The 23,926-nt window shown below is 67.0% G+C and carries 15 protein-coding genes and 1 pseudogene; 13 read left to right on the forward strand and 3 right to left on the reverse strand.

The window, feature by feature from the left end; all coding sequences use genetic code 11:
- The first annotated feature begins 132 nt into the window (after nucleotides 1-132).
- The 3 genes from recG (at nucleotide 133) to QM741_RS06270 (ending at nucleotide 4,554) form a co-directional block, all read left to right on the forward strand.
- Entirely contained in the window at nucleotides 133-2,208 is a 2,076-nt protein-coding gene (recG, locus tag QM741_RS06260) for an ATP-dependent DNA helicase RecG (RefSeq protein ID WP_415206865.1), read from the forward strand.
- A gap of 49 nt (nucleotides 2,209-2,257) precedes the next feature.
- On the forward strand, nucleotides 2,258-3,541 hold the full coding sequence (locus QM741_RS06265) for a hypothetical protein (protein WP_415206866.1): 1,284 nt from the start codon (nucleotides 2,258-2,260) through the stop codon (nucleotides 3,539-3,541).
- A gap of 83 nt (nucleotides 3,542-3,624) precedes the next feature.
- Nucleotides 3,625-4,554, forward strand: coding sequence for a nucleoside hydrolase (locus tag QM741_RS06270; protein WP_415206867.1), 930 nt, complete (start codon nucleotides 3,625-3,627; stop codon nucleotides 4,552-4,554).
- Here the strand turns inward: QM741_RS06270 and QM741_RS06275 are convergent.
- The gene (locus QM741_RS06275) at nucleotides 4,506-7,859 is read right to left on the reverse strand and encodes a mechanosensitive ion channel domain-containing protein (RefSeq protein WP_415206868.1); all 3,354 of its coding nucleotides are present in this window, start codon (nucleotides 7,857-7,859) and stop codon (nucleotides 4,506-4,508) included. The two genes, QM741_RS06270 and QM741_RS06275, sit on opposite strands and share 49 nt — an antisense overlap.
- A 284-nt stretch (nucleotides 7,860-8,143) precedes the next feature.
- Here QM741_RS06275 and QM741_RS06280 point away from each other — a divergent pair, with 284 nt between their 5' ends.
- Together QM741_RS06280 and QM741_RS06285 are read left to right on the forward strand one after the other, a co-directional pair.
- Complete coding sequence (locus QM741_RS06280) at nucleotides 8,144-8,395, forward strand: type B 50S ribosomal protein L31 (RefSeq protein ID WP_415206869.1); 252 nt, start codon at nucleotides 8,144-8,146, stop codon at nucleotides 8,393-8,395.
- Nucleotides 8,396-8,691: 296 nt separating this feature from the next.
- Nucleotides 8,692-9,973: pseudogene (locus QM741_RS06285) on the forward strand (citrate synthase).
- A 66-nt stretch (nucleotides 9,974-10,039) separates the two neighbouring features.
- On the opposite strand, the gene QM741_RS06290 reads toward QM741_RS06285, so the two are convergent.
- Both QM741_RS06290 and QM741_RS06295 read right to left on the reverse strand, forming a co-directional pair.
- Nucleotides 10,040-10,651 carry a hypothetical protein gene (locus QM741_RS06290; RefSeq protein WP_415206870.1) on the reverse strand — a complete coding sequence of 204 codons (612 nt, stop codon included), beginning with the start codon at nucleotides 10,649-10,651 and terminating at the stop codon, nucleotides 10,040-10,042.
- Nucleotides 10,651-13,158, reverse strand: a complete 2,508-nt coding sequence (locus QM741_RS06295; protein WP_415206871.1) for a penicillin-binding protein 1A — start codon at nucleotides 13,156-13,158, stop codon at nucleotides 10,651-10,653. Before QM741_RS06295 ends, QM741_RS06290 begins: the two co-directional genes overlap by 1 nt.
- A 273-nt stretch (nucleotides 13,159-13,431) precedes the next feature.
- On the opposite strand from QM741_RS06295, the gene QM741_RS06300 reads away from it, so the two are divergent.
- From QM741_RS06300 to QM741_RS06335, 8 genes are all read left to right on the forward strand, one after another.
- Nucleotides 13,432-14,496 carry a pilus assembly protein PilM gene (locus QM741_RS06300; RefSeq protein WP_415206872.1) on the forward strand — a complete coding sequence of 355 codons (1,065 nt, stop codon included), beginning with the start codon at nucleotides 13,432-13,434 and terminating at the stop codon, nucleotides 14,494-14,496.
- Nucleotides 14,496-15,137: a PilN domain-containing protein gene (locus tag QM741_RS06305; protein ID WP_415206873.1), complete on the forward strand. Its 642-nt coding sequence runs from the start codon at nucleotides 14,496-14,498 to the stop codon at nucleotides 15,135-15,137. The genes QM741_RS06300 and QM741_RS06305 overlap by 1 nt, the downstream gene beginning before the upstream one ends.
- Entirely contained in the window at nucleotides 15,134-15,814 is a 681-nt protein-coding gene (locus QM741_RS06310; RefSeq protein WP_415206874.1) for a type 4a pilus biogenesis protein PilO, read from the forward strand. Before QM741_RS06305 ends, QM741_RS06310 begins: the two co-directional genes overlap by 4 nt.
- Entirely contained in the window at nucleotides 15,811-16,326 is a 516-nt protein-coding gene (locus QM741_RS06315; RefSeq protein ID WP_415206875.1) for a pilus assembly protein PilP, read from the forward strand. The genes QM741_RS06310 and QM741_RS06315 overlap by 4 nt, the downstream gene beginning before the upstream one ends.
- Before the next feature lie 62 nt (nucleotides 16,327-16,388).
- Nucleotides 16,389-18,611, forward strand: a complete 2,223-nt coding sequence (gene pilQ, locus QM741_RS06320) for a type IV pilus secretin PilQ (protein ID WP_415206876.1) — start codon at nucleotides 16,389-16,391, stop codon at nucleotides 18,609-18,611.
- Nucleotides 18,612-18,693: 82 nt separating this feature from the next.
- Nucleotides 18,694-21,813, forward strand: a complete 3,120-nt coding sequence (locus QM741_RS06325) for a beta strand repeat-containing protein (RefSeq protein WP_415206877.1) — start codon at nucleotides 18,694-18,696, stop codon at nucleotides 21,811-21,813.
- Nucleotides 21,814-21,969: 156 nt separating this feature from the next.
- Nucleotides 21,970-22,965: an AAA family ATPase gene (locus QM741_RS06330; protein ID WP_415206878.1), complete on the forward strand. Its 996-nt coding sequence runs from the start codon at nucleotides 21,970-21,972 to the stop codon at nucleotides 22,963-22,965.
- A 39-nt stretch (nucleotides 22,966-23,004) separates the two neighbouring features.
- Nucleotides 23,005-23,925, forward strand: coding sequence for a DUF58 domain-containing protein (locus QM741_RS06335; protein WP_415206879.1), 921 nt, complete (start codon nucleotides 23,005-23,007; stop codon nucleotides 23,923-23,925).
- Nucleotide 23,926: the final 1 nt, after the last annotated feature.

Consider the following 23,926-nt stretch of genomic DNA (forward strand, 5'->3'; position numbering starts at 1 on the left):
GGGAGAAGGTGCCCCGCAGGGGCGGATGAGGGAAAAGCGGTGCAGACTGTTGCGCCGTTTGGAGGTGAGAGGCATCTCCCTCATCCGGCGCTTCGCGCCACCTTCTCCCGGTGGGAGAAGATAAGCTTCGCCATGCCGTCTCCTGCCGCTTCGTTGACGTCGCTTCCCGGCGTTGGCCCGGCGCTGCGCGCGTCGTTGGCGAGGCTCGGTCTGCTCACGCTGCAGGATCTCTGGTTCCATCTGCCGTTGCGCTACGAGGACAAGACCCGGATCAGCGCGATCCGCGATCTGCGCATCGGCGACACGGCGCAGGTCGAAGGGCGCATCGAGGCGATCGAAAAGGGGTTTCGTTTCCGTCCGCAGCTGAAGATCGCGATTGCCGACGATTCGCAATCGATCTTGCTGCTGCGCTTCTTTCATTTCAACAATGCGCAGGTCGACCAGCTTGCCGTCGGCACGCGCCTGCGCTGCTACGGCGAGGTGCGCCGCGGCCAGCACAGTCTTGAGATGGTGCACCCGCAATACCGGCGCCTGGCCGAGGATGCGGCCAGCGAGGTCGAGGAGCGGCTGACGCCGATCTATCCGACGACGGAAGGTCTGGGCCAGAAGCGGCTCGGCGGCCTCATACAGCGTGCACTGGCGCAATTGCCGCAGGACGAGGCGCTCGAGTTGCTGCCGCCGCCGCTGCGCGAAGCGAACCGGCTGACATCGTTGCGCGACGCGCTGCTCTACGTGCACCGGCCGCCGCCCGATGCGAATCTGACCCGGCTCGGCCTCGGCACGCATCCGGCGCAGCAGCGCCTCGCTTTCGAGGAGTTGCTGGCCCAGCATCTTTCGCTCAAGCGCCTGCGCAACCGGCTGCGTGCGCACTCGGCGCCCGCGCTGCGCGGCGGCGGCGAATTGCGCAAGTGCTTTCTTGCCGCGTTGCCGTTCGCGCCGACGAAGGCGCAGACGCGCGTCGCCGCCGAGGTCGCGCGCGATCTCGGCGAGGCCGTGCCGATGCTGCGCCTCGTCCAGGGCGACGTCGGCTCGGGCAAGACCGTCGTCGCCGCGCTCGCCGCGCTCGCCGCGGTCGAGGCCGGAAAGCAGGTCGCGCTGATGGCGCCGACCGAACTGCTCGCCGAGCAGCATTTCGCCAATTTCCACAAATGGATTTCTCCACTCGGCGTCGAAGTCGTCTGGCTTGCCGGCAAGCTCAAAGGTAAGGCGCGCGCCGCCGCGCTAAACAGCTTGCGCGGCTCTGCGCAGATCGCGATCGGCACGCATGCGCTGATGCAGGAAGGCGTCGAGTTCGACCGGCTCGGCCTCGTCATCATCGACGAGCAGCACCGCTTCGGCGTGGACCAGCGCCTTTCGCTGCGCGAGAAAGGCCGGTCGGGAGACGAAATTCCGCATCAACTCGTGCTGACCGCGACGCCGATCCCGCGCACGCTGGCGATGACCGCCTATGCCGACCTCGATGTCTCGATCATCGACGAACTGCCGCCGGGCCGCACGCTGGTCGCGACCGTCGTGCTCAACGGCACGCGGCGCAGCGAAGTCGTCGAGCGCATCCGCGCCGCCTGCGCGGAAGGGCGGCAGGCGTATTGGGTCTGCACGGTGATCGAGGAATCCGAAGTCCTCGAAGCGCAGGCGGCCGAAGTGGCGCATGCCGAACTGACCGCCGCGTTGCCCGGCATGCGCGTTGGTCTCGTCCACGGCCGCATGAAACCGGCGGAAAAGCAGGCGGCGATGGAGGCATTCAAGGCCGGCGATCTCTCGCTGCTCGTGGCGACCACCGTGATCGAGGTCGGCGTCGACGTGCCGAACGCGAGCCTCATGGTCATCGAGAACGCCGAGCGCCTCGGCCTTGCCCAGCTGCACCAGTTGCGCGGCCGCGTCGGCCGCGGCAGCGAAAAATCCAGTTGTGTACTTCTGTACCAGGCGCCGTTGTCCGGCATGGCGCGGGCGCGCCTCGACGTGATGCGCGAGACCAACGACGGCTTCCGCATCGCCGAGAAGGATCTCGAACTGCGCGGCCCCGGCGAAGTGCTCGGCACGCGCCAGACCGGCGAGGCCGCCTTCCGCATCGCCGATCTGGCGCGCGACGCGCACTTGCTGCCGGCCGTGCAGCGCGTCGGCGAAGTCCTGCTGCGCGACCATCTCGACCTCGCCGAGCGCCTGATCGCGCGCTGGATCGGCCACGCCGCACGCTTTGCGGGTGCGTAGAATCGCCGCCATGACGGTCGGAACTTCTTCATCCCTGCGCCTGTTCGGCGTGGCACTTGCGGCGGGTTTGCTCGTAGCGACGCTTGTCTGGCGCATTCCGTTCATGCTCTGGGATCACCTCGATTTCGCACCGCTCTACGCCGGCTGGCAGAGCGGCGCCCTCGCACGAACGGCATTCTTCCGTATCCACGGCGGCCACCTTCACACCGCCGCCTATACGCTCCTGTTCGTGACGACGTGGGTTTCGCACGGACAGACCTGGCTCGACTGTCTGGCGAGCTGGATGCTGTTGTGTCTGTATGCGCTGCTCGTGTTCGCCATGTTGCGCGATACACTGCACGGCGACGACGGCCAAACGCGCGCGGCGGCCGTGCTGATCGTTTTTCTCGCCCTGTATCCCGGCCATCTTACCAATCTGCAATGGGGTTGGCAGGTGGCGGTGTTCCTGTGTCTGTCCGGTGCGGCGGTGGTCATCTACAGCCTTACCCGTGCGACGTTGACGTGGAAGGACAACCTCGTTGCACTCGTGGGCGCAACGCTTGCGCTGCTGAGCTTCAGCACGGCCCTGGCACTGACCCCGATCGCGTTGCTGGCGATCGCGGTGCGCAGCGAATTGGGCGTGACCGCCCGCATTGGTTTCGTCATCCCCTGGTGCGCGGCTACGGTGGCCGCGGTCTGCGCGCCGCGCGGCGATGCCGGCTTGCTCGCCCATCGCAGCGCAGACGCGGTGGGCATGCTTGCGCAAGCATGGAACATCGCGCACTACGCGCTCAATTATCTCGGCTCCGGCATCGCCCGTTTTGCTACCGGTTGGGCGCCATGGCTGGCAATGCTTGCGATCGTTGCCGGCGTCGTGATGGCCGTCGCGGCGGGGCATCGGCGTGCGACTTGGCCGTGGGTCGGCTTGATGCTGTTCGGCCTGTTCAGTGCCGTGCTGACGGCACTCGGGCGTACGGATGAAGGCGCATCGCAGGCGTTCGTCAGCCGCTATGTGAGTTTCTCCTCGACGTTCTGGTTGGGTTGGGTCGGTCTTCTTGCCGCGACGACGCGGGATACGACAAGCAAGTTGCCGCTGCGGTTTGCACTCGGGACGATCGCCTTGTTTGCATCGGTCAATGCGGCGTCGATGACGAAGCGAGCCGAACGTCTGGCCGGCGAGGCGCGCGCCGACGCTGCGACTCTGTGCGCGACCTGGCCGAACCTCGATCGGTCTCTGCTTCAGCACATGCATTACGACGGCGCGGAGGCGGCCTTGGAGCGTCTGCGCGTCGTGCATGAGCTCGGTTTTGCCCCGTTTGACCGCTGTACGTCGACAGGCCGGCAGACCCAGTAGAATCGGGTCTCGCGAGTTGGCGTAATCATGGGTATGAGCCGTCTCATTCGCATCCGAGCGGCAATCGTCGAGGAAGTATTAAGATGGATAAGTATACGATGCTGATCGACACCGACCCCGGCGTCGACGACGCGATGGCGATCCTGATGGCGCACGACCGCGCCGAGGTGGTCGGGCTGTCGGTGGCGGCGGGCAATGTCGGCCTGGAACGCACGGTCGCCAATGCGCTCAAGCTCGTCGAGGTGATCGGCGCGCAGACGCCGGTGTACGCCGGTTGCGCGACGCCGTTCCTGCATGCGGCCGAAGACGCGGCCGAAGTGCACGGCAGCGACGGCTTCGGCGACACCGGCTACGCGCCGAGCGCGCGCGAGGCGGAGAACGAGCACGCGGCGCTCGCGATCCTGCGCGCCTCGCACGCGCACGCGGGCAGCCTCGTCCTCGTCGCGCTCGCGCCGCTGACCAATCTCGCGCTGGCGCTCAAGCTCGATCCGGACCTGCCGCTGCGCGTGGCGCGGCTCGTCGTCATGGGCGGCGCGGTGAACGGTCGCGGCAATTACGGCACGGTGCCGGCGGAGTTCAATGTCGGCTTCGATCCCGAGGCCGCGCACGTCGTGTTCTCGCATTGGCCGCGCTTCACCCTGGTCGACTGGGAAGCGACGATGCGCCACGGCCTCGATTTCGCCCGCTTCGAGGCGATGCTCGCGAAGGGCGACGCGCGCGCGAAGTTCTACGATTCGATCACCGCGAAGACGCGCGCCTGGTCGCGCGAACGCGGCCGGCCGAAGCTGTTGATCGCCGACGCGCTGGCGATGGCGGTCGCGCTCGAGCCCGACATCGTCCTGCGCGCCGAGGCGCATCACGTCGGCGTCGAACTCGGCGGCGCGCTCACACGCGGCGCCACCGTCGTCGACTGGCAGGATCGCCTTGGCCGGCCGGCCAACGCCGACATCGTGCTCGACGTCGATCAGTCGCGCTTCGAGTCGCTGCTCGCCGCGGCCGTCGGCGCGGCCTGACCTGCGGCATTCGTCTCGAGCGCATTGCGAAACCAGACATCGCGCGTCGGGTAGGCGATTTCGACGTCGTGTTCGCGGAACGCCTCGGCGATGCGCATCTGCAATTCGTTGCGCACGAGGTTGCGCTGGCCGATCTCGGCGACGCAGAAGCGCAGCTCGAAATCCTGGGTGGAATCGCCGAAGCCGGTCATCCATGCGGACGGCGCCGGGTCCTTGAGCACGAGCGCATGTTCGCCCGCGACCTGCAACAGCAGCTTCTGCGCGAGGCGCGGATCGTTGCGGTAGGCGACGCCGACCTTGATGACGATGCGCGTGGTCGTGTCGCTCAGGGTCCAGTTGACCAGGCGCTCGGTGATGAAGGCCTTGTTCGGCACGATGACTTCCTTGTTGTCCCAGTCGAGGATCGTCGTCGCGCGCGTGCGGATGCGCATGACGGTGCCTTCGATGCCGTCGATCGAGATGATGTCGCCGATGCGCGCCGGCCGCTCGAACAGCACGATGAGGCCGGAGATGAAGTTGGCGAAGATTTCCTGCAGGCCGAAGCCGAGGCCGACGGTGAGGCCGGCCGCGAGCCATTGCAGGTTCGACCATTGCAGGCCGAGCAGGCCCAGGCCGACGAGCACGCCGACGATGACGATGAGATAACGCACGATGCTGACGATCGCGTAGCGCGTCGGCGCGTCGAGGTTGATCCGGCGCAGCACGCCGATCTCGAGCAGGCCGGGCAGGTTGCGCGTGGCGACGAAGGTGGTCGCGAGCAGCAGTGCCGATTCGAGCACGTGGCGCAAGGTGACGTTGAGGGCGACCGGCTTGCCGGCGGCGTCGAGCGCGCCGGATTTCCACACCGTGATGCGGTCGAGGAAGCTCAGTGCCGGCGCGATGTCCGACCAGATCACGAGCAGGCTTGCGGCGAGCAGCAGCAGCGTGGCCAGGCGCAGCACCGTGCGTGTCTGCGCGCCGAGATCGGTCAGCGCCATTTCCTCGGCTTCGACGTCGGGCAGGGCTTCGCCTTCCACGGGCGGACCGACCGAGTCGAGCTCCGCGCGCTGGCGGTCCTCGGCGCGCTTGAGCGCGAGACGGCGCTCGCCGAGCGTGAGCCAGCGCACGGCGAGGCCGTGGATCACGCCGACGGCGAGAATCGCGATCAGCGACAGCAGCAAGTGCTCGGCGAGCAGCAGCGCGGTGAAGAAGTAGCCGGCCGCCGCGAGTGCGGCGAGCGCGACGAAGGCCGCCGTGAAGCCGAAACGCGCGAACTGGCGCAGGCGCACGGGTTCGTCGTCGAGCTTGGCGGCGCGCTGGCTCCAGATGCGTCCCGGGCCGAGCAGGCGCCAGGCGATCGCGGCCAGTCCCAGCGTGCCGAGGATGAACAGCGCGCGGCCGATCGTGGCGTCGATCTCGTCGCCGCTGATCTCGCGCAGCCCGTTGTGGATGAAGGTCGGCACGAGCACGGCCAGCGCGATCCACGGCACCGCGCGGCGCAGCGACACGCGGCGCGCGCGCAGCCAGCGGAAATGCGCGTGGGCGAGGCCATCCTCGCGGTTGAGCCAGTGCAGGAAGGCGAGCACGAACCACGGCAGCGCGATGCTGCCCGTGGCGAGGCCGAGCGAGCCTTCGAGCGGATCGCCGTGGGTGACGTGCAGGAACAGGCGCGCGAGGATCGCCCAGAACAGCGCGACCGGCGCCGCGGCGAGTGCGGTCAGCGCGAGTGCCCAGGTCGTATAGCGGAAGCGGTCGGTGTGGATGCGCCGCAGCGGCGCGGCGATGCGTTCGAACTCCGCGGGCACGCGCCGGCGTGCGTAGGCGGCGGCGGCGAGCATCAGCAGCGCGGTCGCCGACAGCGCGCGGTTCGCGCGCAGGGTCGCGGCGACGCCGGCGATTTGCGCCGCCTGTTTGGGATGGACGAGGCCGCGCAGCGCCTGCGCCAGTTCGCCGAACCAGGCCGCGTCGATCGGCGTGTCGCTCGGGATCGCGATCAGGTTGGAATCGAGCATGTCGTTGAGCGCATTCGTGCTCGCGATCAGGCCGCCGAGCTGCTGCTCGGCGTCTTCGGCGACCGAGACCTGCCGAGTTTTTGCCGCGGCGAGGCGCGTGTACAGGTCGCTGCGCGTCGCGAGCAGGCGTTCGAGTCCGTCGTGCAGCGGGCCGCTGATGGCCGGCGGCTGGCCGGCGTGCGCGAGTTCCGCGGCGATCGCCCCGTCCATGTTTTCCAGAACGTCCTGGCGTTCGCGCAGGTCGATCAGCGCGAGCTTGCCCTGCACGAGTTCATTGCGGATGTCCTTGAGGTCGCGGTCGAGCGCGCTCGCCGGCCTGAGCCGGCGCCGTTCGGCAAGCAGCAGTGCCGCCACCTCCTCGCTGACGCCGCCGAGATCCAGGCGCGCCTTGGTGTTCTTCGCCGCCTGTTCGGTGTCGTTGCGCTCGCTCGCCCAGGCGCGCTGCAGGTCGTGCAGGCTCGCATTGCGTTTGATCGTGGCGACCAGATCCTGGCCGAGCGCGAGATTGCCGGCGGCCGCTTCGCGCAACACCGGTGCCGACGGTTCGGCCGCGAACCGGTCGCGTTCGGCTGCGAGCCGGGTGACGAGATCGCTGACCTTGCTCGTGTAGCGGTCGAGCACCATGTTCTCCAGCCATTGCACGCGCTGGCCGTGCTCGTCGATGTCGCGGCGCGCGGCGCTGCGTTGCGCGAACAGGTTGCGCACGCGCGCCTCATACGTGCGCTGCTCGGTTTCGAGCGCCGCGACACGGCAGCGCTGCAGCCGGTCGGCCGCCTGCGCGCGCAGGCGCATCGCCGCCGCGAGCGTGCGCGGCGCGTCGGCCGCGGGTGGATTCGGCGGCGGCTCCGCGCGCGCGGCGGCGAGTTCGTCGCGCAGCGCGTCGGGACGCTGGGTCTGCTTCTCGAGGACGCCTTCGAGTTCGCGCAACGACGCCTGCGCCGCGCCGAGCTGGCTGCGCTCGATTTCGAGCAGGTTGGAGAGCTGGGCGCCATCCTCGTCGTTCGGCAGCTTCGCGCGCCAGTCGGCGAAGCTTTGCCCGGCGTCGCCGCCCGGTAGCTGCGGCGCGGTATCGGCGGGGGTCGCTTTCGCCGCCTCGTCGAGAAATCGCTGGCGCTGCGCGACGGCATCGCTCGCCGCCTGGTCGTCACCCTGCGCGTCGTGCAACAGTTCCTCGGCGCGCTTGCGCTGGTCGGCATCGAGGTCGCGCGAGCGCGGCAGTGCGGCGAGCGCCTTTTCGATCGCGCCGTCGAGCGTGGGCGGCAATTCGGCGGCCGGCGCGTTGCGGGAATTCGGGTTCGCAGCCGCCGCAGGCAACGGTAGAACGAGCGCAACGACGAGCAGTGCGGCGAATCGACAAAAGAGGGATCGGAATGGGCAAGGCATCGGGCAGGGCGGTCGAAGGCGGTGAACGGCGCAGGGGCAGCGGCGGTAACGAGCCATTATGCCGTCTGTGGGTGGGACTTCCGCATCGATCGCCGGTTCCCGGACGCGGCCGGGACCGGAACGGCCGCAGCGACCCGGTATTGCACCGCAACCGGAATGCGGGCTACAATTCCTCTCTTTTCCAGTCGCGGCCCCATCTGCGCAGAGCCAGAATCATGAAAGCTGACATCCATCCCGAATACAAACCCGTGGTCTTCCAGGATGTCTCGTCCAATTTCGCGATCCTCACGCGGTCGACGATGACGAGCAAGGACAAGATCAAGTGGGAAGACGGCCAGGAATACCCGGTCGTCAAGATCGAAATCTCCAGCGCCTCGCATCCGTTCTATACGGGCAAGCACAAGATCGTCGATTCCGGCGGCCGCGTGGACAAGTTCCGCAAGCGCTACGGCGCAGCGAAGGCCTGATTCCGGCGCGGTACCCGCCCCGCCGGGCAACCCGCCACCTCGCAGATTCGAACGAAGCCGGCCTCGCGCCGGCTTTTTGCGTATGCGCGGCGCCGGTCGGCGCAATCCCCGTGTCCGATGCGTGCGGTCGCGTCAGGCAGGGTCTTTTGTCGCCCGGATTCGAACGCCCGTGTGATATTCTCTGTTCATCGTGCGGTGCAGCACGGCGGGCCCGCTCCCGCAACGCATGCCCGTCCCGGCGATCCGTGCGGGCCGCCTTCCAATTCGAAGACAGGAGCCTTTCCGTGGCCGATCACATCGTGCAGTTGACCGATTCCGCAACCAGCAAAACCGCAAGCTTGCCGGTCGTCACCGGTACTCTGGGCGATCCGGCGCTGGACATCGCCAAGCTCAACAAGGACACGGGCTATTTCACTTTCGACCCGGGCTTCGTCTCGACCGCCTCCACGCGCAGCGCGATCACCTTCATCGACGGCGACAAGGGGATACTTCTGTACCGAGGCTATCCGATCGAGCAGCTCGCCAAGCAGTCGAACTTCCTCGAAGTCGCGTATCTCCTGATCAACGGCGAACTGCCGACGTCGGCGCAGTTCGTCGAGTTCGACGACGAGGTGACGCATCACACGATGATGCACGAGTCGCTGCGCCACTACCTGAGCGGCTTCCGCTACGACGCGCATCCGATGGCGATGCTGTGCGGCTCGGTCGCGACGCTGTCGGCGTTCTACCACGACACGCTCGACATCAACGATCCCGAGCAGCGCCGCCTCGCCGCGATCCGCCTGATCGCGAAGATGCCGACGCTGGCCGCGGCCGCGTACCGCTTCTCGATCGACTGGCCGCTGCGCTATCCGCGCAACAACCTCGAATACGTGACCCGCTTCCTGCACATGATGTTCGAGGTGCCGAGCGAGCCGCTGCAGCTCTCGCCGGTCGCGGCCAAGGCGCTCGACCTGCTGTTCATCCTGCACGCCGACCACGAGCAGAACGCGTCGACCTCGACCGTGCGCCTGGTCGGCTCGACCGGCGCGAATCCGTACGCCTGCGTCGCCGCCGGCATCGCCGCGCTGTGGGGCCCGGCCCATGGCGGCGCGAACGAGGCCGTGCTCAAGATGCTCGGCGAGATCGGCACTGCGGACAACGTCTCGAAGGCGGTCGAGAAGGCCAAGGACAAGAACTCCGGCTTCCGCTTGATGGGCTTCGGCCACCGCGTCTACAAGAACTTCGACCCGCGCGCGACGATCATCCGCGAGATGTGCTACAAGGTGCTGGCCGACCTCGGCGTCGACGATCCGCTGCTCGACGTGGCGATGAAGCTCGAGGAGGTCGCGCTCAAGGATCCGTACTTCGTCGAGCGCAAGCTCTATCCGAACGTCGATTTCTACTCGGGCATCATCTACAAGGCGCTGAAGATCCCGACCGAGATGTTCACTGTGATGTTCGCGATCGCGCGCACCGCGGGCTGGGTCGCGCACTGGCTCGAGCAGCACACCGACAAGGACACCAAGATCGGCCGTCCGCGCCAGAATCTACACCGGTGCGACGACGCGCGATTTCGTGCCCGTCGACAAGCGTTGAGAGCGGGATTCGGCGTTCGCGCAGCCGCAGGCTGCCGATGAACGCGGGGTGCGGCTCGCCGCGCCCTTACGTGAGCGGGCTTTCCCCGCAGAGTTTCTCGAGCGCGGCTGCCGCGGCACGCTGCATCGGCCTGCCGTCGATGCGGTCGAGCGGAGCCTGGCGCAACCCATCGTAGGGAAAGACCGTCGCGTCGATCGCGACATCGTCCGCGGCGAATCGCAGCACCGGAAAATCCGCCTCGGCGTCCTTGTCGAAACGCAGGCGTCGCGATGCGCTTTCGTAGTCGATGCCGTGTTCGTCGAGATGGCGCGCGGGCGCGTCGGGATCGTCGCTGAACAGGTGCAGGCAGACCGCCGAATGCGCGTCGGCGGTGCCGTCGAGTACGGCGCCGACCAGACGCGGTTCGAATGCGGCGAAGAAACGCATCGCCTCGAACGCGGCCTCGCGCAGCGCGCGCAGCCGCCGCGGCTGGTCCCCGGCGTGGAACAGGCGCTGGTATTCGCGCAGCGCGTCTTCGATTTCGGCGTTGTCCGGCAGTACGGATTGCGTGGCAACGCCGAGTTGCGCTGCGGCCTTGCGCTTGGCTTGCGCGTAGTCGCGCATGCCGGACTCGCTGATCAGGCGCGCGGCCTCGAACGCGATGCGTGCGCGCAGCGGATCGGTACGGCGCGCGCCCATCAGAAAATCCCGTAGGCTTCCTGCTGCACCTTCTTCTCGGCTTCGGTCGGCTGGTTCGGGCTGTTGGCGATGCGCGTCAAGTCCTCGGTGCGGAACACCTCGGAGATCGTGCGCTCCGCGCCGGGCGCCGCCAGCAGCCCCGATTCGGGATCGATTTGCGCGGTACTGATGCCGGGCGGCATGTCGAACGGTTTCTCCGGCACGCCGTCGAGTGCGGCGCGCATGAAGTCGATCCAGATCGGCAGTGCGGTCTGCGCGCCGAATTCGATGTGGCCCATCGAACTGAAATCGTCGAAGCCCATCCAGGCCGCGGCGACGAGGTCGGCGTTGTAGCCGATGAACCAGCCGTCGCGATGGTCGTTGGTCGAGCCGGTCTTGCCGAACAGGTCGTTGCGCTTGAGCACCATCGCGCCGCTGCCGGTGCCGCGCCGGATCACGTCGCGCAGCAGTGAGCCGATCAGGTAAGCGGTGCGTGCGTCGAGCACGCGCGGGGCGAGTTTGTTGGCGGTTTCCGTTGCGGCCTGCGCATTGTCTATCGGCGAAAGCGGCACGGTCGTCACGCCGTTGTTGTCGACCACGGTGCGCGTGGCCGGTGCCGCGGCGCTGCGCACGCCGTCGTCCTGCGCGCGCCCGGGGCATTGCGCGCAGACCTGCGCGGGCTGCGCCTTGAAGACTTCCTTGCCGTCGCGGTCGTAGATCGCGTCGATGAAATACGGATCGACGAGATAGCCGCCGTTGGCGATCACCGCATAGGCGCGCGCCATGTTCATCGGCGACACCGAAGCGGTGCCCAGCGCCATCGACAGGTTCGGCGGCACCTGTTCCAGCGTGAGTCCGAAGCGGGTGACGAACTCGCGCGCGTAGCGCACGCCGATCGCGTCGAGCAGGCGCACCGAGACGAGGTTCTTCGACTGCGCCATCGCTTCGCGCAGACGCATGGGGCCTGCGAACGAGTCGTCGTCGTTCTTCGGCGTCCACTGGCCGTTCGGCTTGGACGGATCGGGGAACACGACCGGTGCGTCGTTGACGATCGAGGCCGGCGTGAAGCCGTGCTCGAACGCCGCCGCGTAGAACAGCGGCTTGAAGCTCGAGCCCGGATTGCGCGCGGACTGCACGGCGCGATTGAACTTCGATCGTGCGAACGAGAAACCGCCGACCTCGGCGCGCACGGCGCCATCCTCGGGATCGAGCGCGACGAACGCGCCCTGCACGGCGGGAATCTGCGCGAGTTGCCAGCGGCCGGCCTTCTTCGGATCGGTATATTGCGCGACGCGCACGATGTCGCCGGGTTTCAGCGCCGCGTCGACGCGCTTCGGCGTCGGACCGCGGCTGGTTTCGTCCTGGTAGCGGCGCGCCCAGGCGATGTCGTCGAGGCCGAGCACGACGGCCCGGCCGTCGTTGAGATGCAGGCGCGCTTCTTTCTCCGAACTCTGCGTGACGATCGCGGGGACGAGGCCGAACGTCGTGTGGAACACGTCGAGCTTCTTGTCCAGGTCGGCGTCGCTCGCATCGCTCGAGAGTTCCACGTGCGCTTCGGGACCGCGCCAGCCGTGGCGATGGTCGTAGGCGATCAGGCCGGCGCGCACGGCCTCGTTGGCCGCGGTCTGCTCGCGCGAGTCGATCGTCGTGCGGATCGTGTAGGCATCGGTCAGCGCGTTGTTGCCGAGGCGCTGGATCGCCTCCTGGCGCACGAGTTCGGCGACCCAGGGCGCCTCGATTTCGATCGGCGGCTCGTGGGCGAAGGCGCGCTCGGGTTCGGCATCGGCCTGCTTGAGCTGGGCTTCGTCGATGAAGCCGTTCTCGAGCATGCGCTGGAGCACGTAGCGGCGGCGTTCGAGTGCGCGCGCGCGGTTGTTGAGCGGATTGCCGGTCGAGGGAAACTTCGGCAGCGAGGCGAGCATCCCGCACTCGGCGAGGTCGAGCTGGTCCAGCGTCTTGCCGTAGTAGAATTCGGCCGCCGCGGCGACGCCGTAGGCGCGGTTGCCGAGGAAGATCTTGTTGAGGTACAGCTCGAAGATCTGGTCCTTGGTCAGCGTGTTCTCGATCTTGAACGAAAGCAGGATCTCGGTCGCCTTGCGCGAGAGGTTGACGTCGGAGGAAAGGAAAAAGTCGCGCGCGACCTGCTGCGTGATCGTGCTGCCGCCGGGCACGTGCAGGCTGCGGCGGGAGATCACGAGCCCGATCGCGCGCATCGTGCCTTGCCAGTCGATGCCGGAATGGTTGTAGAAATTCGCGTCCTCCGCGGCGAGGAAGGCGTTCTTCACTTGCGCGGGCACCTGCTCGATTTTGATCGGGATGCGGCGCGTTTCGCCATAGGTGGCGATGAGCTTGTTGTCCGCGCTGTAGATGCGCAGCGGCACTTGCAAGGACACGTCGCGCAACGATTCGACCGATGGCAGGCGCGGCACGACGAGCCAGTAGACCACGCCGATGCCGATGCCCGCGAGCACGATGCAGACGACGCCGAAGATCAGGGCGTAGCGGAGCAGACGACGGAAAAAACGCATGAATGGGTTGCCGGGTGGCCCCGCAGGCGGAAGCGAGACCCATTATATGCGGGCACCCGGGCGGTCGATAGCGCAAAGTCTGGCTGCGCCGCGGCAGGCTCGGGTCCCGTTCGTGGCGGCTTTCGGGCAAAAACGCCAAACGGGTCGCTAAAAATTTTCCAAAACTGTCTGTTCGTTCCGCAAATTCTCCCATTGCCAAAAATTTAACAGTCGGGTTTAATGGTCGCTGCGGACGCATTGTTTCCAAAACGATTTTGCGTTGGGGGGTATGGGTTGAACTTTTTTCAAACCAAGTCGACTGCGCTGCTCGGTGTGGACATCAGTTCGTCTGCGGTGAAACTGCTGCAGCTGAGCCGGTCCGGCGGGCGTTACCGCATCGAACACTACGCAGTCGAACCGCTGCCGCCGAACTCCGTCGTCGAGAAGAACATCGTCGCGGTCGAACCGGTCGGCGAGGCGCTGCGACGCGCGCTTGCGCGTTCCGGAACCAAGACCAAGCTTGCCGCTTCCGCGGTCGCCGGTTCCTCGGTCATCACCAAGGTCATCTCGATGCCGGCCGGTCTCGGCGAAGATGCGCTCGAAGAACAGATCCAGATCGAGGCGAACCAATACATTCCGTATCCGATCGAGGAAGTCAGCCTCGATTTCGAAGTGCTCGGGCCGGCCAAGGACGCGCCCGACAACGTCAACGTGCTGATCGCCGCATCGCGCACCGAAAACGTCGACTTGCGCGTCTCCGCGCTCGAAGTCGCCGGACTCACCGCGAAGGTCGTCGACGTCGAGGCCTTCGCGATGGAGAACGCGTGCAGGCTGATCGCCGATCAGTTCACCGTGCCGGTCGATGCGATCGTCGCCATCGTCGACATCGGCGCAACGATGACCACGCTGATCGTGCTGAAGAACCAGCGCACGATCTATTCGCGCGAACAGGTGTTCGGCGGCAAGCAGCTCACCGAGGAAATCATGCGCCGCTACGGTCTGTCGTACGACGAAGCCGGCATCGCCAAACGCCAGGGCGGCCTGCCCGAGTCGTACGAAGTCGAAGTGCTGGAGCCGTTCAAGGAGGCGATCGTGCAGCAGATCAGCCGCCTGCTGCAATTCTTCTATGCCGGCAGCGATTACAGCCGCGTCGACCAGATCGTGCTTGCCGGCGGTTGCGCGCTGGTGCCGGACATCGGCGCGAAGATCCTGCACCAGCTCGGCATACCGTGCATCATCGCCAATCCGCTTGCGAACATGGCGCTGTCGGCGCGCGTGCAGGCGCAGGCCGGCGCGTTGCGGCAGGATGCGCCGACGCTGATGATCGCCGCCGGGCTGGCCCTGCGGAGTTTCGACTGATGGCCACGATCAACCTTCTGCCGTGGCGCGCCGAGCGACGGCGCCAGCGTGAACGGGACTTCTACGCGATGCTCGGGGCCGCGGCGGTGTCCGCCGTGCTCGCCTGGCTCGCCTGGGGATGGTGGATGGATGCGCGCATCAACGACCAGGAAAGCCGCAACACCTATCTGCGCGGCGAGATCAAGCAGCTCGAAGGCAAGCTCACCGAGATCAAGGATCTGGAAACCACCAAGGCCAAGCTGCTCGCGCGCAAGCAGATCATCGAGCAGCTGCAGGCCAGCCGTTCGCAGATGGTGCACCTGTTCGACGAACTGGTCCGGACCGTTCCCGACGGCGTGCGCCTGAATGCCGTCAAGCAGACCGGCAACCAGCTCGCGTTGCAGGGCGTGGCGCAGGCCAACGGCGACGTGGCGAGCTACATGCGCAACCTCGACGCATCCAAGTGGATGCAGCGCTCCGACCTGCAGAAAACCGAGATCAAGGGCACCGACAAGCGCAATCGCTACGAATTCGCCCTCACCGTCAAGCTGCGTTCGCCCGACCAGCCCGAAGGCGACGCTGCGCCAGGCAACGCGCCGGCGAAACCCGCCGCGCCGCCGTCCGCGCCCAAGCCGGCCACCGCCGCAGGGAAAGCGCCATGAATTTTTCGGACTTGCGCAACCTCGACCGCAACAATCCCGGCGCGTGGCCCGACGGCGTCAAGTACACGGCCTGCGGCCTGCTGTTCGCACTGCTGCTGTTCGTCGGCTGGTGGTGGTCGATCAGCGACCAGTCGGGCACGCTGCAACAGAAGCAGAAACAGGAAATCGACCTCAAGAAGGATTTCCACGACAAGCAGCTCAAGGTCGTCAACCTCGAGAAGCTCAAGGCCCAGCTCGACGACATGCGCGAGATCCTGCGCCAGTTGCTGCGCCAGTTGCCGGGCAAGACGGAGATGCCGGAACTGCTCGTGGACGTCTCGCAGGCGGCGCTGTCGGCGGGGCTGGAAACGCAATTGTTCGAACCGGGTCAGGAGACGATCAAGGAAGGGTTCTATGCGGAAAAACCCATCGCGTTGCGCATGCTCGGCAGCTACCACCAGTTCGGCACGTTCATCAGCAACGTCGCCTCGCTGCCGCGCGTGGTGATCCTGACCATGCACGACGTGTCGCTGAAGCCGACCACGCAACAGGCCGCCGGCAAGGGCGCGGCCGCGGCGCCGGGGCAACTCACGCTCGAGGGCACGGTCAAGACCTACCGCTACGTCGACGAGGACGAAGCCGAAGCGGCCGCGCCGAAAAAGCCGGGCGCGCCCGCGGCAAAGGCGGGCAAACCATGAATTCCGTGTCGCTGCGTTGCGCTCTCGTCGTCGCCCTGCTCCTGCTCGGCGGCTGCATGAAAGGCGATGCCGACCTGCGCAAGTGGGTGGCCGACGAAAAAAGCCTGCCGGGCGGGCCGCTGCCGCCGCTGCCCGTGCTGAAGACGTTCGAGACATTCGTATACCAGGCCCAGGGCCAGCGCGATCCGTTCGCGCCCAGTCTGGCCGAGCAGAAGGCCGAGGAGGCGGAGCAGACCGCTTTGCCCGATCCGCATCCGAAGGAAAAGCTCGAGGAGTTCGCGCTCGACAGCCTGAAGATGGTCGGCACGATCGGCGCCGGACCGGGCATGCTCGGGTTGATCCGCGATCCGGAAGGAACGGTCTCGCGCGTCAAGCCCGGCGACCATCTCGGCCAGAACAACGGCAAGATCAAGGCGATCAGCGAGGACAGGATCGATCTGGTCGAATTGGTCACCAACGGCAACGGTGGCTGGCTGGAGCGGCCCGCCGCGATCGAAATCGGTGCGAAATGAAGACGCCGGCTGATCAAGCGCGGCGAGTGTTTGGCGAAACGAACATCGGATCGGGGAAGACCATGAAGTGGACCATAGCGGGCGCAATCCGGCGAACTGCCGCGCAACGATTCGGCGTGGCGCTCGGCGTGCTGCTTGCCTCGTTCGTCACCGCGCAGGCAGCGCATGCCGAAAACGTGCTGCAGGACGTGGGCTACGCACCGCTGGCCGGCGGCCGCGTGCAGGTCACGCTCAAGTTCGCGGCCCCGGTACCGGGCGCGCGGGCGTTCACGACCGAAACGCCGCCGCGCATCGCGCTCGACATTCCCGACACGCGTTCCGCGGTGAAGGACCGCCACATCGAAGTCGGCAGCGGCGCGACCAGCGCCATCAACATCGCCGAAGCGGCCGGGCGCACGCGTGTGGTCGTCGACCTCTACCGCGCGTCGAGCTACGAGACGCGCGCCGACGGCAACAATTTCATCCTCGTCGTCAACAACGGCAACGCGGCCGCCACCACCGCAGCGATCGCGGCCGGCGACCCGACCAAGAGCGTGGGCGCGACGACGCAGGAAATCTCGAACATCGATTTCCACCGCGGCAAGAACGGCGAAGGCCGCGTCCTCATCAGCTTCTCGGGCGAAGGCTCGAGCGCCGACTTGAAGCGCCAAGGCGACAGGATCCTGCTCGACATCTCCAACGCGCGCCTGCCGACGCAGCTCGCGCAACGCCTCGACGTGCTCGATTTCGCCACGCCCGTGCAGTTCGTCGAAACGCGCAGCCACGGTTCCGGCGCGCACATGGAAATCACGGCCAAGCCGCCGTTCGAGCAACTCGCCTACCAGACCGGCAACCAGTACGTGGTCGAAGTCGCGCCGGCGAAGGAAAAAGAGAAGAAAGACCCGAATGCGCCGCCGGTCTACTCGGGCAGCCGCGTCACCTTCGACTTCCAGGACATCCCCACGCGCGCCGTGCTGCAACTGATCGCGCAGATGTCCGAACTCAACATCGTCGTCGCCGACAGCGTCACCGGCAACGTCACCCTGCGCCTCAACAACGTGCCCTGGGACCAGGCGCTCGACATCGTGTTGCAGGCCAAGGGCCTCGACAAACGCAGGAACGGCAACGTCATCTGGGTCGCGCCGCAGAAAGAGATCGCCGACCGCGAACAGGCGATCGCCGACGCCAAGCTCAAGCTCGAACAGGTCAGCGAGACGGTCACCGAATACATCCCGATCAGCTACGGCAAGGCCAAGGACATCGCCGACCTGCTCACGCAGAAGTCCAAGCAGGGCAACCAGGGCGGCGGTGGCGGCACCACGGCGGCGGTCGCGAGCGGCTTTCTTTCCGAGCGCGGCCGCGTGTCCGCGGACGAGCGCACCAACACCCTGCTCGTGGTCGACACGCCCGAAAAAGTGCGCAGCCTCCGCGAGCTCGTCGCCCGGCTCGACAAGCCCGTGCAGCAGGTGCTGATCGAAGCGCGCATCGTCGTCGCGACCGACAACTTCTCACGCGAGCTCGGCGCCAAGTTCGGCATCAGCGGCGTGGCCAACGTCGGCAACAGCACGGTGACCACGGCCGGCAACATCGCCGGTTCGGAGTACATGGTGGACCAGGTGCTCGCCAATCGTCTGAGCGGGGGTTCGACGATATTGCCGCCCGGCGTGACCGGCAGCAGCACGTCGGGAACCACGGCCCTCGGCGATCGCCTCAACGTCAGCCTGCCCACGTCGACGACGAGCGCCGGCAGCATCGGCCTGTCCGTGCTCGGCGCCAATGTCCTGCTCGACCTCGAGCTGTCCGCGGGTCAGACCGAAGGCCGCAGCGAATTGATCTCGAGCCCGCGCATCGTCACCGCAAACCAGCAGGAAGCAAACATCACCCAGGGCCAGGAAATCCCGTATTCGACGATCACCTCGACCGGCGGCAACGCGTTGCCGACCGTGGCGTTCAAGGATGCCGTGCTCGGCCTCAAGGTCACGCCGACGATCACCGCCGACGGCCGCGTGTTCCTCAACCTCGACGTGAAGAAGGACGCGCTCAACAGCTACTACACGAACGCGACCGGCTCGTATCCGATCATCGACAAGCGCGAGATGACCACTTCGGTGCTGGTCGACAACGGCCAGACCGTCGTGCTCGGCGGCGTCTACGAATTCGACAAGAACGACAGCGTGACCAAGGTACCGTTCCTCGGCGATCTACCTGGCATCGGCGCGTTCTTCCGCAACGTCCAGAAGTCGAACCAGAAGGCGGAACTGCTGATCTTCGTCACCCCCAAGATCCTCGACGAAAACCTGAAATGATCCGCTGCATCGTCAACCCTGCCTGCTGCTTGCCATTGCGTTGCATTTCAACCCTGCAAAATCAGTTGTACCGGAGTCCACCATGAAAACCCCGATTCGATTCCTCGCGATGCTGTTCGGCTCGCTGCTCCTCGTCGCCGGCCACGGCCGCGCGTTCGCCTGCGCGTTCTGCGCACCGGCGGCCGACACCGTGAAGATCGCCGTCTCGTCCAATTCGATCGGCACGAACACGACGGCGACATTGACGGTGACCGTCACGCGACCCAACGGCTCGGCGGAAACGGACGGCACGGTCCTCAGCGCGACGGTCACGCCGGCGACGATCGGCACGGTCGCCGGCGTCAGCACCAGCACCAGCACCACGAGCGGCAGCACCAGTTCGCTCGTCGGCGGCGTCGCTTCGTTCGTCTTCGTCGCCAACAGCACGCTCGGCACGGCGACGGTGACGTTCTCGTTGCCGCCGGTCAACGGCCATCCGACCACGGTCACGGCGAGCACGCAGATCACCGTCGTCCAGGGCGACGGTATCAATCCCAGCCTGCAGTTGACCACGGCCACGCCGACCCTGCCGCTCAATCCCTACAGCCTCGGTGCGCAGGAGGACGGCAGTTCCGGCTTCCCGACCAACTACCTCGGCTCGCCGTACATCGCCGAGGTCACCGTGCAGTGGCGCGGGCTCATCACCGGCGCACTCGAGAACGGCACGGTCAACGTCGCCATTGCGCCGACCACGGTGGCCGCGTATTCCACGCTCGACGATCCCACTACGGACTGGAGCGGCGAAACCGCGAGCCCGGTGACGGTGGACGGCAACGAATTCCTGACCCTGATGGGCAGCGGCACGGTCGACGTCACCGCCGGCGTCGGTACGATCTATGTGCATGCCGGCAACGTGGCCGGTACCGCCACGCTCACGGTGACGGCCACCGACCCCGATACGAACAAGACGATCAGCTCGCAATTGACCATCACCGTCGCCGTGCCGCCGGGCTCCGACCTGCCCACCGCGGTCACGCTTTCGCAGGCCAGCGGGGGCCTCTACGTCAACAATTCGAACGGGGCACAAAGCAAGCTCGTTTATGCAACCGTGACCAATATCTATGACGCGCCGGTCATCGCCGACACGGGCATCGACAACATCCAGTTCGATATCGTCGGGCCGAGCGGCATCGACGCGAAACTGTATGCCGTCAGCGCCACCGGCGTTCCGCAGATCGGCTCCTCGGTGAAGACCGCCGGTTCCGGCGGCGCGTACGTCTACCTCCTGGCCGGAAGCGTGCAGGGCCTCGTGCAGATCCGCGCGACCGTCGACGCCGCCGACGGCAACGTCGACAACGGCATCGCCACCCCGATCACGGCGACGACCACCGTGGCCGTTTCCGACGGCCAGTTGTACAGCCTCACGATCACCTCGCCCGTGGTCAACGCGATCGCGGTCAACGGCATCACCGCGAGCAGCGGCACCAGCACCACGACGGACGGCGGCGTCACCATTCCGCAGTATCCCGACGGCACTTATAGCCTGACCGTCAGCGCGATCGCGACCGACCGCGAAGGCAATCCGGTGCTGCCCGGCACCGAGATCAAGTTCGGCCTGATCGACGGGCCGCAGGATGCCGACTTCGCCGCCACGTGCAGCGGCCTCGGCGCATTCCAGATCTGCGGAACGCAGGGCAGTCCGCAGCCCGGCGCCGTGTACTTCAGCGCGCCCGACGGCAAGTTCAAGACTGCGGGCGGCGGCGCCGGTCCGGGCGATACGCTCGTCGTCTTCGGCAAGCAGTGGCACGGCGCGCCGGCCGGCAACGACGACCTCGAAAGCGCGCTGTCGATCACCAGCATCGTGAGCAACACGCAACTGTTCACGTTGTATCCGTTCAACCGCAACGACACCACCGGCACCTCGGTGCTGCCCGGCGCGCTGCCCTACGTGATCGGCCGCGCGACGATCGGCACGATCAACTCGCCGGTGACCACCGACAGCACCGGCAACGCGATCGCGACCGGCACGGCGACGACCACGCTCAACTATCCGGTGTCCAAGCTCAACCGCAGCGTCGTCATCTGGGCGCAGGGCACTGGGCCCGACACGGCGTACAAGGACGCCAGCGGCAACCCGACCACGCGCCTGGTTACCGATGCGATCGTCACCACGTACCCCGGCGTTGCGGACCTCATAGTCAGTGCCAGCCCGAATCCGATTCCGGGCAACGTGACGATAACCGCCACCGTTTGCGTGACCGACGCGCTGCAGATTCCGATTCCCGGCCTGCGGTTCAACTTCGCCTTCAGCAACCTCGGCGCGGGTTCGGGCACGGTCGACGGCACCAGCACCAGCGGCTGGACCGGAACCCCGACCGACAGCAGCGGCTGTGCCGACGCCACGGTCTACACCAACGGCATCGCCAGCTCGAGTAGCAGTTCGTCCGGCACGCCGACGCTCACCTTCACCGCGCCGGGCTACGCCGCGGGCAGCAGCGCGTCCGTCGCGATTCCGATCACCGCGGGCGGCGACCTCGTCCTGCTCGCCTCGCCGTCGGCGCTCGGTGGCACGGGCGGCACGGTCAACCTGACCCTGCTCACGAGCAACGGCACCGCCGTGCCCGGCGTGCAGTTGACCGGCACCTGCACCGGCGACACGGTGAGCCTGGATTCCGGCCCCGGCACCACGAGCACGAGCGGTCAGACCAGCGCGACGATCAGTGCCAGCCTCAACGGCTACGGTACTGCGGGCTCGGGCACCTGCACCTTCACGACGGCATCGGGTTCGCCGACCGCGACGGTGAACCTCAAGGGCGCGGACCAGTGCGTGAGCGACCCGACCAACAGCCTGTGCACCACGAGCAGCTCCGGAAGCACGACCGGCAATGCGTTGACGCTCGTCGTAGACGCCACTGCAGCTACCATCGACAGCAGCATCACCGATTTCGTGACCGCAAGCTTGGGCAGTAGCGCCCTGTTCTCTCCGAGCAACAGCAGCACCGCCACCTGTTCCGTGACCGCAGGTTTGACCAACACTTGCGTAGTGACCGTTCCCACCACCGTCACCAGTGTCGCCCTGCATGCCACGGCCGGAACCGGTAACACGTTCTCGCAATGGCAGACCGACTGCAGCAGCTCCGCCGGCGTGTACGCTTCCACGACGACGATTCCGATATCGGGCGCCATCACCTGTACCGCCACGTTCATCACCACCTCACCCTGATCCCGTCGCGGATTCATGCAAAAGGGCCGCAGCGATGCGGCCCTTTTCGTTGATGGCGTCCGACCGCCTGAACATCGCCGGCACGATCGCGGAAACCTTTGGCATGCTCGCGCTGTCCGAGGACGCGATATATTTCCCGCTCCCCACGATTCCGACATGGACATGCCCGACCATTCCCCGGCCCCGGCCCTGACCGCGGCCTTCCACGCCCTGCGCGACGAACTCTCGCACCAAATCATCGGCCAGAGCGCGCTCGTCGACCGCCTGCTGATCGCGCTGCTCGCCGACGGCCATCTGCTCGTCGAAGGCGCGCCCGGCCTCGCCAAGACGCTCGCCGTGAAGGAACTCGCCGCGCGCATCGAGGGCGATTTCCACCGCATCCAGTTCACGCCCGACCTGCTGCCGGCCGACCTGACCGGCACCGAGATCTATCGTCCGCAGACGGCGAGCTTCGAATTCCAGAAAGGGCCGATCTTCCATAACCTATTGCTCGCCGACGAAGTCAACCGCGCGCCGGCCAAGGTGCAGTCGGCACTCCTCGAGGCGATGGGCGAGCGCCAGGTCACGGTCGGCCGCACGACGTATCCGCTGCCGCCGCTGTTCCTGGTCATGGCGACGCAGAACCCGATCGAGCAGGAGGGCACGTATCCGCTGCCGGAGGCGCAGCTCGATCGCTTCCTCATGCACGTACGCATCGACTATCCCGACGGCGCCTCCGAAGCGGCGATCCTCACGCTCGCGCGCGATCGTGCGCGAGCGACGCTGCGCGAAACGCTCGTGCCGCGCCGCCTGCTCACGCAAGCGCAGATATTCGATGCGCGCGCCGAGGTATTGAACCTGCATCTCGCCCCGGCACTCGAGGAATACCTCGTGCAACTCGTGCTCGGCACGCGCACGCCGAAGGCCTACGGCAGCGATCTCGCGCGCTGGATCGCCTACGGCGCCAGCCCGCGCGGCACGATCGCGCTGGACCGCTGCGCGCGCGCGCATGCGTGGCTCGCCGGCCGCGATTTCGTGTCGCCCGAGGACGTGCACGCGGTCGCGACCGACGTGCTGCGCCATCGCGTGCTGCTGAGCTACGAAGCCGAGGCCGAAGGCGTGACGCCCGAACGTGTGATCTCGGCGCTGCTCGACAGAGTTCCCTTGCCCTGATTTTCCCTTCTCCCGGCGGGAGAAGGGAAGCAAAAGCCTATGAACGCCATTCATGTCCAACTCGACGACCTGCTCGCCATGCGCCTGCGCGCGGCGCGGCTCGCGCAACTCGCGCAGCGCGTCGCGGGCAGCCATGCGGCCGTGCATGCCTCGCGCTTCCGCGGCCGCGGCGTCGATTACGCCGAGTCGCGCGCTTATCAGCCCGGCGACGACATTCGCCAGATGGATTGGCGCGTCACCGCGCGCACCGGCCGGCCGCACACCAAACTGTTCACCGAGGAGCGCGAGCGCAGCGTGCTCGCCGTGCTCGACTGCAACCCTTCGATGCGCTTCGGCACGCGCGTGCGCTTCAAGTCGGTGCAGGCCGCGCGCACGGCGGCGCTGCTCGCGTGGGCGACCGCGCTGTCGGGCGACCGTATCGGCGCGATCGGCTATGGCCCCGGCCTCAATGCCGAAGTGAAACCCGGCGGCGGGGTGCGCGGCGCGCTGCGCTGTCTGCGCGCGTTCGTCGAATGGGACGTAGTCACGCGCGGCTCGAAGGAGTCCGTCCCGCTTTCGCAGGCCTTGCAGCGCGCGCGGCGGCTGGCGCGGCCCGGCACGCAGGTCATCCTCCTCACCGACGGTTTCGACTGCGACGAAGCCGCCGAACCGGCACTGACGATGCTCGCGGGACACTGCGACGTCGCCGCCGTGATCCTGGGCGATCCGCTCGAACACGCGGCGCCGCCGCCGGCGCGCTACGCACTGCAGGGCGAGGGCGGCTCCGTGCTGCTCGACTTCGCCGCGCCGCGCACGCGCGCGCGCTGGCCGGCGTGGTTCGAGGAACAGCGCGGCGCGCTCCTCGCGATGCTCAAGCGCCGCGCGCTCGCTTCCATCGTGCTCGATACCTCGGCCGAACCCGAAGCCGCGCTGCGCGCGCTGCTTGGTTTCGATTCGCGTCGTGCGAAGAAGGCGGGCTGAC

It is taken from the genome of Rudaea sp., from assembly GCF_047601565.1.
Lineage (GTDB): Bacteria > Pseudomonadota > Gammaproteobacteria > Xanthomonadales > Rhodanobacteraceae > Rudaea.